Genomic DNA, 12,449 nt, shown 5'->3' with positions numbered 1-12,449 from the left:
CGCGACCATGAGGAGGCGGCCATGACGGCCGATGCCGGAACCCCGGTGCCGGGGCCAGCGCGTGACGGGCAGGCGGCTGCCGACGCCACGACGGCGGCCGATCGGGAGATCGAACTCGCCATCAGCGGCATGACGTGCGCCTCGTGTGCGCATCGCATCGAACGCAAGCTCAACAAACTCGACGGCGTGTCCGCCTCGGTGAACTACGCCACCGAGAAGGCCCGGGTGGCATACCCGGAGGGGGTGTCGCCGGAGCGGCTTGTCGAGACGGTGGAGGCCGCCGGATACCAGGCTGTTCTGCCTGCTGCGCCCGAGTCGGGGCACGCGGGTGCGGAACACGGCGACACCCCGGAGTCCGCCGACCGGGAGGCCGACACGCTGCGGACGCGGTTGATCGCCGCGCTGCTGCTGTCGGTGCCGGTGATCGTGCTGGCCATGGTGCCGCCGCTGCAGTTCGACAACTGGCAGTGGGCCTCGCTCACCCTCGCCTCGCCCGTCGTGGTGTGGGCGGCGTGGCCGTTCCACCGCGCGGCACTGGTCAACCTGCGCCACGGCGCCGCGACGATGGACACCCTCGTGTCGATGGGGGTGTCGGCGGCGTACGCGTGGTCGGTCTACGCGCTGTTCTTCGGGCACGCGGGCATGCCCGGAATGACCCACGCCTTCGAGTTCACGATCGAGCGGGGCGACGGCGGTGCCAACATCTACCTCGAGGTCGCCGCGGGCGTGACGACGTTCCTGCTCGCGGGGCGGTACTTCGAGGCACGCGCCAAACGGCGTGCCGGTGCGGCGTTGCGTGCCCTGCTCGAGCTCGGCGCCAAGGACGTCGGGGTGCTGCGCGACGGCAGGGAGGAGCGGGTCCCGGTGGACCGGCTCGCCGTGGGAGACCGGTTCGTCGTGCGGCCGGGGGAGAAGATCGCCACCGACGGCGTGGTGGTCGACGGTGTCTCGGCGGTCGACGCGAGCATGCTGACCGGCGAGTCCGTCCCGGTCGAGGTCACCGAGGGCGACAGCGTCGTCGGTGCGACCGTCAACCAGGGCGGCCGTCTGGTCGTCGAAGCGACCCGCGTCGGCGGGGACACACGGCTGGCGCAGATGGCCAAGCTCGTCGAGGACGCGCAGGCGGGCAAGGCCGAGGTGCAACGACTGGCCGACCGGATCTCGGGCGTGTTCGTGCCCGTGGTCGTGGTGCTGGCGCTGGGAACGCTGATCGGCTGGCTGGTCGCGAACGGGGACGTGCAGGCGGCGTTCACGGCGGCCGTGGCGGTGCTGATCATCGCCTGCCCCTGCGCGCTCGGGCTCGCGACGCCGACCGCGTTGCTGGTCGGCACGGGCCGCGGGGCACAGCTGGGCATCCTGATCAAGGGCCCCGAGGTGCTGGAATCGACGCGCAGGGTGGACACCGTCGTTCTCGACAAGACGGGCACGGTGACCACGGCGGCAATGGCGCTCAGCGCGGTGCACGTCGCCGGCGGCGCCGATCGCGCCGAGGTGCTGCGTCTGGCGGGTGCGGTCGAGAACGCCTCGTCGCACCCGGTGGCCCGCGCGGTGGCCGACGCAGCCGAGCGGGAGGTGGGCCCGCTGCCCGAGGTCGTGGAGTTCGCGACGTCGAACGGCCTCGGCGTGCACGGCGTGGTCGAGGGACACGCCGTGGTCGTCGGGCGCGCGGCGCTGGCCAGGGACTGGGCGTTGACGGTGCCGGATGAACTGGCCGCCGCGCAGGACGCCGCGGAACGCGACGGCGGCACGGCGGTGATCGTGGGCTGGGACGGCCGCGCTCGCGCCGTGCTCGTCGTGCGCGACGAGGTGAAGGCGACCTCGGCCGAGGCCGTGCGCCGGATGCGCGCGTTGGGACTGCGTCCGGTGCTGCTGACCGGCGACAACGAGGCCGTCGCGCGGTCGGTGGCCACGCAGGTGGGGATCGACGCACCCGGCGACGTGATCGCCGAGGTGCTGCCCGAGGACAAGGTCGCCGTCGTACGGCGGTTGCAGTCCGAGGGACGGGTCGTGGCGATGGTCGGCGACGGTGTCAACGACGCCGCGGCACTCGCCGCCGCCGACCTGGGCCTGGCGATGGGCACCGGCACCGACGTCGCGATCGAGGCGGGGGACCTGACCCTGGTGCGCGGCGACCTCACCGCCGCGGCCGACGCGATTCGGCTCTCGCGCCGAACACTGCGCACCATCAAGGGAAACCTGTTCTGGGCGTTCGGCTACAACGTCGCCGCCCTGCCGCTCGCCGCGGCGGGCCTGCTGAACCCGATGCTCGCCGGTGCCGCCATGGCCCTGAGTTCGGTGTTCGTGGTGACCAACAGCCTCCGCCTCCGCCGGTTCTCCTGAGCGCGGCCGGTTCCACCGAGGTGACTTCGGCTATGTCCGGCGCAGCCGAAGTCACCTCGGTGCCACGTCGATCAGGTCGGTGCGACGTCGATCAGGTGCTGCGCCAGTGCGGTACGCCGACGAAGATGAGCCGGAGGGTGCGTTCGGCCGCGGCCACGATCTCGGTGTCGGCGCCGGGGCGGGCCTCGAGCAGTTCCAGCACCGTGGTGAACATGGCCGACACGATGAGGTCGGCGAGCAGGCGCAGGTCCTCTGTGGACCAGTCGCGCAGTCCGTCGAACCGGGCCAGATCGACCGCGAGTTCGCTCGTCAGCAGTCGCAGTTCCACGCCGATGGTCTGCCGGACCGCGCCGGTCCCGCCGTAGCGTTCGCGCACGAGGAACCAGTAGTGCTCCTCGTGTGAACGGACGTGCTCCGAGAGGGTGCGCACCGAGGCCCGGATGAGGTCGGAGGAGGCGCCAGGCGTTCCGCGCGCCTCGCGGATCATCGTCCGCAGCGTGCGCATCGACTCCTCGACGAGCGTGACGCCGAGCTCGTCCATCGACGCGAAGTGCCGGTAGAACGCGGTCGGGACGACACCCGCCTGCTTTGCGACCTCGCGCAGGCTCAGACCGGCGAATCCGCGTTCGGATGCCTGGCGCAGCGCGGCGTCGAGCAGCGCGCGGCGCGTCCGTTCCTTGCGCTCGTTCCTGGTCTCGGGTGCCGTCATGGTCGCCCAGCTTACGTCGGTGCCCACCGCCGCCGTCGGTGTAAGCCCGTTCACATCGCTTCCGCTCACCTTGCGCCTCCGACCTCGCGTCTCCAAGATTGAGTGTACATCCGTTCACCGAAATCGAGAGGCGCTGACGAAGATGGCCGCACTGCCCTCGATCCCCGCGCTGCGCACGCTGCCCCGCCTGGCCGAGCGGCTGCTGACCCCGCACGGGTTCGACCGGTACGTCGAGCTGATCGACCCGATGCTCGTACGCCGCGAGATCCGCGGGCAGGTCGTCGGGTTGCGCAGGCAGACCGCCGACTCGGTGACGCTGACGGTCCGGCCGAACAGGGCGTGGCGTGGATTCGCGGCGGGTCAGTTCGTGCGCGTGACCGTCGACATCGACGGGGTGCGGCGCACCCGGTGCTACTCACCGGCCGGTAGCGCACACCGCGACGACACACTCGAATTCACGATCAAGGCTCACGAGGACGGGCTCGTGTCCCGGCACCTGCACCGCTGCGCACACGTCGGCATGGTGCTCGGCCTCTCGCCCGCCGACGGCACCTTCACGCTGCCGTCGCCGCGGCCGGAGGCGATCGTGCTCATCGCGGCGGGCAGCGGGATCACCCCCGTGCTGTCGATGCTGCGCACCCTCGTCGACGAGCGGTACCGGGGCGAGGTGTCGCTGCTGTACTACGCGCGCACCCCCGACGACGTGCCGTACGCCGACGAGCTCGCGCGGTTGGCGGCCCGCCGCGGCGTCCGTGTCCACGTGCGACACACCGCATCCGACGGCCACTTCACCGCCGCGCACCTGTCCGACGTCGCCCCGTGGTTCGCCGAGGCGCCCGCCTACCTGTGCGGACCGCCCGCACTGAGGGACGCGGTCGGCGAGCTGTACACGCGCTCCGGTATCGGCGATCAGCTGCACACCGAGGAGTTCACTCCGCCCGTGCTCACCGTGCCCGCGGCCGGCGTGGGCGGGCGCATCCGGTTCGTGCGCAGCGGGGTCGAGGTCACCGGCGACGGGCGCACCCTGCTCGAGCAGGCGGAATCGGCGGGCCTGACGCCCGAGCACGGGTGCCGCATGGGCATCTGCTTCTCCTGCACCCAGCGCAAGGTCTCCGGCCTCGTGCGCACCGCCACGGGTGAGGAGTCCGCCGAGGACGACGAGGAAATCCAGCTGTGCGTCACCGCCGCGGCCGGTGACGTCGAGATCGACTGTTAGGAGCCACCCATGACGGGCTTGCAGGACCGGCTCACGCCGGAACAGGTCGAGGAGTTCGGCCGCGAGATGGACGAGCTGCGCAGGCGGATCGTCGACGACCTCGGTGCCGAGGACGTCGAGTACATCCACAACATCATCAAGACCCAGCGCGGTCTCGAGGTCACCGGCAGGGCGCTGATGTACGCCGGGTTCTTCCCGCCCGCATGGCTCGCGGGCGTGGGCGCGCTGTCCCTGGCGAAGATCCTCGACAACATGGAGATCGGCCACAACGTGATGCACGGCCAGTACGACTGGACGCGCGATCCGGCGCTGAGTTCGCAGCGTTTCGAGTGGGACAACGTGGCACCCGCCGAAAACTGGCGGCACTCCCACAACTACATCCACCACACCTACACCAACATCGTCGACAAGGATCGCGACGTCGGCTACGGCATCCTGCGGATCGACCCCGCCCAGAAGTGGCACCCGTACTACCTCGGCAACCCGGTGTACGCCACGCTGCTGGCGATCTTCTTCCAGTGGGGCGTCATGCTGCACGACCTCGAGGTCGACCGGCTCGTGAAGGGCGAACGGAAGTGGTCGGAGTTCGCCGAGGAACGCCGCCGCATCGCGCGCAAGATGGGCAGGCAGATCGGCAAGGACTACGTGCTGTTCCCCGTGCTCACCGGCCCGTTGGCGCCGCTGACGCTCGCGGGCAACGCCACGGCCAACCTGGTGCGGAACCTGTGGGCGTTCGGGATCATCTTCTGCGGCCACTTCCCGGCCGACGTCGAGAGTTTCAGCGAGGAGGAGACCGAGCAGGAGAGCCGAGGACAGTGGTACCTGCGGCAGATCCTCGGCTCGGCGAACATCACCGGCGGCTCGCTGTTCCACATCCTGTCGGGCAATCTCTCGCACCAGATCGAGCACCACCTGTTCCCCGACATCCCCGCACGCCGCTACCCGCAGATCGCGGGCGAGGTGCGCGCCATCTGCGAGAAGTACGGCCTGCCGTACAACACCGGGCCCTTGCGCAAACAGCTGTGGTCGGTGGCCAAGAAGATCGTGAAGTTCGCGCTGCCGGGCAGCGGGGACGACAAGCAGGAACCGGCTACGCTCGAGCGTGACCGGAAACCCGCGGCCGCGTGACGTGCGGCCCGCGGATCGGCAACCCAGCAGGGAGCGGTGACATGGTCGGGCGGTTCGAAGCGGGCAAGGACACCGTGCAGGTGCTCACCGAACAGGCGGCCACGCACGTCGGCAACATCGCGGGGATCATCACCGGCGCCGTCCGCGACGTCGCGCGCGAGACCGGCGAGTGGATGACCGAACTCATCGAGATGCGCGAGGCCTCGGACAAGGCCGTCGCCGACCACGAGCGCACCGGCGACGGGGCCGAGCGGGACGCGGGTTCCGCCGGGCGCTGAGCGCGCGCGGATCGCCCTCCGGTGTGGTGTGTGCCTCCCCGTCGGGACCGGGCGCACGTCGCATGGTCATGATGTCCGGCGTGAGTGACGTCAGGAGTACCGCAGACCTCGTCGACGAGCACGGCGACGCGCTGCGCGTGTGCGATACGCAGTTCCGGCAGTTCGGTTCCCACCGGGAGTTCTCCGGTGCGGTGCGCACCGTGTCGTGCCACCAGGACAACGGCCTGGTGAAGGAGCTGCTGAACTCGCCGGGAGAGGGCTGTGTCCTCGTCGTCGACGGGCGCGGCTCGCTGCACACGGCGCTGACCGGCGACCTCATCGCGGGCGCCGCGGTGCGCAACGGCTGGGCGGGGCTGGTCATCCACGGAGCGGTCCGCGATTCGGCGGTGCTGGCCGGACTGCCCCTCGGCATCAAGGCGCTCGGCACCAACCCGCGCAAGAGCAGCAAGGCAGGCGCGGGCGAGGTCGACGTTCCGGTGGAGTTCGGTGGCATCACGTTCCACCCCGGCGATCAGCTGTACGCCGACGACGACGGCGTGGTGCTCCTGCCGCAGGGATAGCGTGACCGCCACGATGCGGGCCGTCGTCTACACCGGATACGGACGGCCGCTCGAACTGCGCGACGTGCCCGAGCCGGAGTGCCCCGCCGACGGGGTCGTGCTCGACGTGCGCGCGACCGGGGTGTGCCGTTCCGACTGGCACGCGTGGAAGGGGCACGAACAGGTTCCGCTGCCGCAGATCCCCGGACACGAACTGTCCGGAGTGGTGGTCGACACCGGACCCGAGGTGCGGCGCTGGCGACCGGGAGCGCGGGTGACCGTGCCGTTCGTGTGCGGCTGCGGCCGGTGCGAGTTCTGCGCCGCGGGCGAGGCCCAGGTGTGTCCACAGCAGACACAGCCGGGGTTCACCGGACCCGGTTCGTTCGCCGAGCGTGTCGCGATCCACGCGGCGGATCTGAACCTCGTAGCGCTGCCCGACGACGTCGGCTTCGTGGCTGCGGCCTCGCTCGGGTGCCGGTTCGCGACGGCGTTCCGGGCACTCACCGCGCACGGACAGCTCCGCGACGGCGAACACCTCGTCGTGCACGGGTGTGGGGGAGTGGGCCTGTCTGCCGTGCAGATCGGCGTGGCTCTCGGTGCGCGGGTCGTGGCCGTCGACGTGGCGGAGGAGTCGCTGGCCCGTGCCCGCGCGCTCGGCGCGGAGGCCGGTGTCCGTTCGGCGGGCATGTCCGTCGGTGACGTGGCCGCGGCCGTGCGCGAGCTGACCGGTGGCGGTGGCCACGTGTCGGTCGACGCGTTCGGTGCCGCCGAGACCTGTGAGGCCTCCGTGCGCTGTCTTCGCCGACGCGGCAGGCACGTCCAGATCGGACTGCTCTTCGGACCCGCAGCGACGCCACCGATCCCGATGGACGTCGTCACCGCGCACGAACTCGCGATCCACGGTTCACACGGCATGCCCGCGCGGGACTATCCGCGGCTGCTCGAGCTGGTGTCGGGCGGTGCGCTGCGCCCGGACGCGCTGGTCGAGAACGTGCTCACGCTGGCCGAGGCGCCCGCCGCGCTGGCGGCCATGGACGCCCCTTCCGGCTCGGCGGGTATGACCGTCGTCGAGCCCGGCCGCGGGCTCAGTCGTTGAGTTTCACCAGTCCCAGTGCGGCTTCGGCGGCCCTGGTCACCTCCGGTGAGTCGGCCGACCCGCTGCCCCGCGGCGTCGCCAGCACCAGGCGGACGGTGGTGCCCTCGAGGTCGCTGACGTAGGCCGCACCGGACCAGCCGGGCGCCGGCGGCGACCACCGGTTCGACTCGGTCGCCAGGTCGCGGACGGTGCCGGTGCCGGGCGTGTCGGCCACTTCGAGGAATCGCTGTGCCGCCTGCTCGTCGGTGAACGTCAACGCCGCCACGGACACGGCGACGTCCACTCCGTTCACGGTCGTGTCGAAGCTGCCGCGCCGCAGTTCCGTGCACCCGCCGTCGGCCAGTTCCACGCGCAGGTCGCCGACGGCGTGGGTGGCGCACTCGTCGACGAGCTGCGCCGCACGCTGCGTGAACTCCAGTCCGCCCGCGCGGGTGCGGATGGGCTCACCGTCCTCGTCGCCGCCCACGGTGCTGAACACGATGATCACGACCGCCGCGACGAGGAACGCACCGCCCACCGTCAGCCACCGCCATGCCTGCGGGGACAGGCGACGCCACCAGGGCGGCCCTCCGCGTCCGGGCCGCCGCTGCTTCGGCGCGCGGGGTGGCTTCGGTGCTCGGGTCGGTTTCGGTGGCCCGGGAGGCGCCGGTGCGCGGGACGGTGGTGTGGGTGCCGGGTACTGCTGGGGGGGCGGGTGCGTCGGGGGCGCGGAGTGCGGGACGGCCCCGGGCGGGTTCGTCCGGGGTGCCGTGGGCGCCGGCGCCGTGGAAGCCGGGGCGGTGGGTGCCCCCGCTGTGGGGCCGCTGGGGGCGGGCGCCGCCGTTGCCGTGGCCGCTGCGGGGACCGGGGCGCCGGGTGGGGTGGCGGGTGCCGCGAGCGTGCCGGCCGTTGGTGGGCCGGTGGCCGGGCCGGCCGGTTCGGTTGTCGATGCCGGAGCGGCTGTGGACGCCAGGGGAGGAGCGGAGGTCGGGGGAGTGCTGGGCGCCGCGGATGACGCGGTCGGCGTGGTGGATGCGGTCGTGGCTGCCGTGGCCGTCGGGGAGGTCGCGGCCGGTGCGGGCGCCGCCGGGGAAGCCGGCGGTGACGACTCCGTGGCTGCTTCGGGGACGGCCTCGGGGGTGGGCTCGGCCGCTGGGCCGGTCTGCAGGGTGAGGGGAGTGGTGACGGGGCCGTCGGGATCCGACGGAGTGTCCAGCGCTTCGGTGTCGGCCTCGTCGGTCAACGGATCGTCGGACCCAGAACTGCCGGAGCCGGCGGGCGCGCCCGAGGTTCCAGGCGCACCGGAGATCCCAGGCGCGCCGGAGATCCCGGGCGCCCCCGAGCCGGCGACCCGGCCGGGGTGCGCGGTGTCGCCCCCCACGGCGGCCGACGTCGGACCCGGCGCTGCGGACGCCGGGCCGGGCGCAACGGACGCCGGACCGGAAGACCCGCCGGCCTTCGCCGAGAAACCCTCGGTGGTCAGTGCGGCGTCGTCGAGGTCGGTGTCCGGCGCCAGTGCGGTGAGCACGGCCCTGGCCTCGTCGAGGGTGCACCGCCGGGACGCCGAGGCGAGGGACACGAGCGAGGCCAGCAGGCTCGTCGACGTCGGGTAGACGACCCGGACGGGGCCGCCCAGCTCGTCCGCGGGCTGTTCGACGTGCTCGACGAACGGGCCGACGGCGACCACGGTGCCGACGGTGAGGTCGGGGGCGGTCCGGCGGATCCGGTCGCCCACCTGCCGGGCGAGTGCCAACGCGTCGTCGGACGGGTTCGTCGTCTCGTCGCCGCGCACGAGCGGCCAGCCGTCGGCCTTCCACACGCCGTGCAGCGGCGCCTCGAGGCGAATGGCCGGGTCGGGCAGGTCGACACCCACCACGACCACTGCGCCGTGCGGGGTGAGCACCACGGCGTCGACGGCGGAGGACACCTCGGGCGGCTCCACGCCCACGAGGCCGACGCCCTCGACGGCCTGGTCGCCGCGCCCGATCGCGGTCAGCGCCGCACGGATGTCCGGCGAAATCTGCGCGGGTCGGGTCGAGAACCGGACAAGTCGCACCCCGCACGCCTCCCCTGCGCCACCGGAACTGGGCACGGGGAATCTACCGCGGAGCAGGTCGGCGCGGGTGCCCGCGGCCCGGATACGGTCCAGACTGCACTGTGATCTGTGGGGTCTGTGTGGCGCAACGGACGCCTGCGGTGCAAAATGTGCAGGAGAAAACTGATGCGGTGCTCATGCACTGGGCTCGATGTGGTTCGCGAGGTCGTAGGGGAAGACGCCCCTCGTCGAACCAGCGGAGGTCAGCAGTGAGCACTCGTGGCGTTGTGTACGTCCACTCGTCGCCGTCTGCGGTGTGCCCGCACGTCGAGTGGGCGATGTCAGGCACGCTCGGAACGCGTGTCGAGCTGCGCTGGACCGCGCAGCCGGCCGCGCCGGGCCAGTTGCGTGCGGAATGCGAATGGCGCGGCTCGGCCGGTACCGCGGGCAAACTCGCGAACGCGTTGAAGGCCTGGCCGATGATCCGGTTCGAGATCACCGAGGAACCCAGTCCCGGTGTCGACGGTCAGCGGTTCTGCTATGCCCCCGGCCTCGGTCTGTGGCACGCCCGCACCAGCGCCAACGGCGACATCGTGGTGCCCGAGGACCAGCTGCGCACGTTGGTGGCCAAGAGCAGGGCCTCCGAGCAGCTGGCCCACCGGATCGACGAACTGCTGGGCGCCGGATGGGACGAGGCGCTGGAGCCGTTCCGGCACGCCGGCGACGGTGCTCCGGTCACGTGGTTGCACCAGGTCGGCTGATCCGGCCCGGACCACCGGCGAGGACGTGCGCAGTAGTCTGAACCGGTGCCGACCACGACTCTTCCGCATCGGCGCTGGCTCGTGCCGGTGCTCGTCGCGGTCGTGGCGCTCACCGTGGGAGGCGGCCTGGTCGCCCGCGAGATCTACCAGGTGCCGCAGTCCGCGGCCGATGCCACGGCCCCGGCGACGTCCACGGCGCCCGCGTCGGCGCCTCCCGAGGAGCAGCCGGGCCCGACCCGCGTGCAGATGGCGGGCGATGCCGCTGCACATCCCGAGGCCGACGCGGTGCGCCAGGTGCTGCAGGACTACTTCGACGCGATCAACGACCGCGACTACGACCTGTGGGTCACGACCGTCGTCGGCGACCGCGCCGCGGTCCAGCCCGAGGACGTGTGGCGGGCCAATTACCGCAGTACCCGGGACGGCAGCATCCGCGTCTACCGCATCGAGTCGGCCCCCGAGGACCAGTTGACCGCGCTGGTCGGCTTCACCAGCGTGCAGAGCGCCACCGACGCGCCCGACGACCTGCCGTCCGAGTGCATCCGCTGGCGGCTCGCGTTCCCCCTGACCGCAGAGGAGGGAGAATGGCGGATCGGGACGGTCCCGCCCGGAACGGTCCCGGAACAGGCCCGTTGCTGACGGTCCGCCGGCCGCTCCTACGCACGCGCTGATCCCGGCGAGCAGGCATACGAAAGGGCCGGCGGCCGGATGGTGAGATCCGGCCGCCGGCCCTTCTCGCCTGTGTGCGGACCGCGTCGAGTGGTCGGCTCAGGCTGCCGCGAACAGCAGGGCGGTGTTGTGCCCGCCGAAGCCGAACGAGTTGCTGATCGCCGCGGTCAGCTCCGTCTTGCGGGGCTCACCCGCCACCACGTCGAGTTCGACCTTCGGGTCGAGCTCGCCCAGGTTGAGGGTCATCGGCACCACGCCGTGGTAGATCGCCAGCAGTGTCGCGATGCCTTCCACCGCTCCCGCACCGCCGACCAGGTGGCCCAGGGCGCTCTTGGGCGCCGTGACCACCGGGTGGTCGCCGAGTGCCTTGCGGATCGCCGCGGCCTCGCCGACGTCACCGACGACCGTCGAGGTGGCGTGGGCGTTGACGTGGCCGACGTCCTGCGCCGTCAGTCCCGCCTGTTCGATCGCTTCCCGCATGGCCGCGACCTGGCCGATGCCCTCCGGGTGGTTGCCCGTGATGTGGTAGGCGTCCGACGTGATGCCCGTACCGGCCAGCCTGCCGTAGATGCGGGCGCCACGTGCCTTGGCGTGGTCGGCACGCTCGAGCACCAGCACGCCCGCGCCCTCGCCGAGGACGAACCCGTCCCGGTCGACATCGAACGGCCGCGAGGCGTGTTCGGGGTCGTCGTTCCGGGTCGACACGGTGCGTGCCTGGGCGAAACCGGCGATGGTGATGGGCGCGATGCACGCTTCGGCACCGCCCGCGACCACCACGTCGGCCTTGCCGGAGCGGATCATGTCGAAGCCCTTGGCGATGCCCTCGGCACCGGAGGCGCACGCCGATGCGGGCGAGTGCACCCCGGCGCGGGCCCTGAGCTCGATGCCGACGTGGGCGGCGGGCCCGTTCGGCATGAGCATCGGCACGGTCAGCGGAGACACCTTGCGGATGCCGTGCTGTTCCAGGTTGTCGTCCTGGTTCAGCAGCGTCATCGGCCCGCCGATGCCCGTGCCGATCGACACGCCGAGGCGTTCGGGTTCGACGTCCTCGCGCTCGTCGGAGGGGAGTTCGAAGCCCGCGTCGGCCCAGGCCTGCCAGGCCGCGATCAGTGCGACCTGCTCACACCGGTCGAGGCGCCGCGCCTGCACCCGCGGGATCCGCTCGGTCGGCTCCTCGGCGAGAGTGGCGCCGATCCGGACGGGGAGGTCGTAGGTTTCCGCCCAGTCCGCCTCGATGGCGCGCACACCGCTGCGTCCGGCGAGAAGTCCATCCCATGTGGACGTCACGTCCGGGCCGAGCGGCGTCGTCGCACCGATCCCGGTGATCACGACGTCGGTGTTGCTCATGTGGAGTCTCCCCCCGAGGTAGCCGGCCGAATGCGTTACTTGGAGTTCGCGGCGACGTAGTCCACGGCGTCGCCGACGGTCTTCAGGTTCGCCAGCTCGTCGTCCGGGATCTTCACGCCGAACTTGTCCTCGGCCTGCACGGCGATCTCCACCATGGACAGCGAGTCGATGTCCAGGTCGTCCACGAACGACTTCTCGCTGGTGACGTCGTCCTTCGCCACGCCGGCGACCTCTTCGACGATCTCGGCGAGACCGGTCAGCAGCTCCGCTTTGTCGGCCACTTCGGTGTTCCTTTCGGTTGTGTGGATGGTTGCGTGCGACGAACTCTAACGACCCGGTTCCAACCGGATGC

At 71.8% G+C, this 12,449-nt stretch carries 12 protein-coding genes; 8 read left to right on the top strand and 4 right to left on the bottom strand.

Going from position 1 to position 12,449, the window contains the following annotated elements:
• The first annotated feature begins 21 nt into the window (after nucleotides 1-21).
• Nucleotides 22-2,340: a heavy metal translocating P-type ATPase gene (locus tag IF64_RS0117540; RefSeq protein ID WP_084705933.1), complete on the top strand. Its 2,319-nt coding sequence runs from the start codon at nucleotides 22-24 to the stop codon at nucleotides 2,338-2,340.
• Nucleotides 2,341-2,431: 91 nt separating this feature from the next.
• Here IF64_RS0117540 and IF64_RS0117535 read toward each other — a convergent pair whose 3' ends face one another.
• Entirely contained in the window at nucleotides 2,432-3,049 is a 618-nt protein-coding gene (locus tag IF64_RS0117535; RefSeq protein ID WP_051757947.1) for a TetR family transcriptional regulator, read from the bottom strand.
• A 142-nt stretch (nucleotides 3,050-3,191) separates the two neighbouring features.
• Here IF64_RS0117535 and IF64_RS0117530 point away from each other — a divergent pair, with 142 nt between their 5' ends.
• The 5 genes from IF64_RS0117530 to IF64_RS0117510 all read left to right on the top strand — a co-directional run bounded on the left by IF64_RS0117530 (nucleotide 3,192) and on the right by IF64_RS0117510 (nucleotide 7,306).
• Complete coding sequence (locus IF64_RS0117530; protein WP_030533219.1) at nucleotides 3,192-4,265, top strand: ferredoxin reductase; 1,074 nt, start codon at nucleotides 3,192-3,194, stop codon at nucleotides 4,263-4,265.
• 9 nt (nucleotides 4,266-4,274) lie between these two features.
• Nucleotides 4,275-5,393, top strand: a complete 1,119-nt coding sequence (locus tag IF64_RS0117525) for a fatty acid desaturase family protein (protein ID WP_030533218.1) — start codon at nucleotides 4,275-4,277, stop codon at nucleotides 5,391-5,393.
• 41 nt (nucleotides 5,394-5,434) lie between these two features.
• Nucleotides 5,435-5,671, top strand: coding sequence for a hypothetical protein (locus tag IF64_RS0117520; RefSeq protein ID WP_030533217.1), 237 nt, complete (start codon nucleotides 5,435-5,437; stop codon nucleotides 5,669-5,671).
• Nucleotides 5,672-5,751: 80 nt separating this feature from the next.
• Nucleotides 5,752-6,231 (top strand): ribonuclease E activity regulator RraA, encoded by a 480-nt coding sequence (rraA, locus tag IF64_RS0117515; protein ID WP_246134666.1) that lies wholly within the window; start codon nucleotides 5,752-5,754, stop codon nucleotides 6,229-6,231.
• Between the two features lies 1 nt (nucleotide 6,232).
• Nucleotides 6,233-7,306 carry a zinc-dependent alcohol dehydrogenase family protein gene (locus tag IF64_RS0117510; RefSeq protein WP_342779903.1) on the top strand — a complete coding sequence of 358 codons (1,074 nt, stop codon included), beginning with the start codon at nucleotides 6,233-6,235 and terminating at the stop codon, nucleotides 7,304-7,306.
• Here the strand turns inward: IF64_RS0117510 and IF64_RS26185 are convergent.
• On the bottom strand, nucleotides 7,296-9,377 hold the full coding sequence (locus IF64_RS26185) for a hypothetical protein (RefSeq protein ID WP_157575522.1): 2,082 nt from the start codon (nucleotides 9,375-9,377) through the stop codon (nucleotides 7,296-7,298). The genes IF64_RS0117510 and IF64_RS26185 overlap by 11 nt on opposite strands.
• 212 nt (nucleotides 9,378-9,589) lie before the next feature.
• On the opposite strand from IF64_RS26185, the gene IF64_RS0117490 reads away from it, so the two are divergent.
• Both IF64_RS0117490 and IF64_RS0117485 read left to right on the top strand, forming a co-directional pair.
• Entirely contained in the window at nucleotides 9,590-10,081 is a 492-nt protein-coding gene (locus IF64_RS0117490; RefSeq protein ID WP_030533213.1) for a DUF3145 domain-containing protein, read from the top strand.
• Between the two features lie 45 nt (nucleotides 10,082-10,126).
• Nucleotides 10,127-10,720 carry a hypothetical protein gene (locus IF64_RS0117485; RefSeq protein ID WP_030533212.1) on the top strand — a complete coding sequence of 198 codons (594 nt, stop codon included), beginning with the start codon at nucleotides 10,127-10,129 and terminating at the stop codon, nucleotides 10,718-10,720.
• Between the two features lie 129 nt (nucleotides 10,721-10,849).
• On the opposite strand, the gene IF64_RS0117480 is transcribed toward IF64_RS0117485, so the two are convergent.
• Together IF64_RS0117480 and IF64_RS0117475 are read right to left on the bottom strand one after the other, a co-directional pair.
• Nucleotides 10,850-12,097: a beta-ketoacyl-[acyl-carrier-protein] synthase family protein gene (locus tag IF64_RS0117480; protein ID WP_030533211.1), complete on the bottom strand. Its 1,248-nt coding sequence runs from the start codon at nucleotides 12,095-12,097 to the stop codon at nucleotides 10,850-10,852.
• A 35-nt stretch (nucleotides 12,098-12,132) separates the two neighbouring features.
• Complete coding sequence (locus tag IF64_RS0117475) at nucleotides 12,133-12,378, bottom strand: acyl carrier protein (RefSeq protein WP_030533210.1); 246 nt, start codon at nucleotides 12,376-12,378, stop codon at nucleotides 12,133-12,135.
• Nucleotides 12,379-12,449: the final 71 nt, after the last annotated feature.

It is taken from the genome of Prauserella rugosa (assembly GCF_000719975.1).
In the GTDB taxonomy this organism is placed as follows: Bacteria; Actinomycetota; Actinomycetes; order Mycobacteriales; family Pseudonocardiaceae; genus Prauserella; species Prauserella rugosa.
The sequence above is the reverse complement of the archived record's forward strand: the minus strand, read 5'-3'. Positions and strand labels throughout refer to the sequence as shown.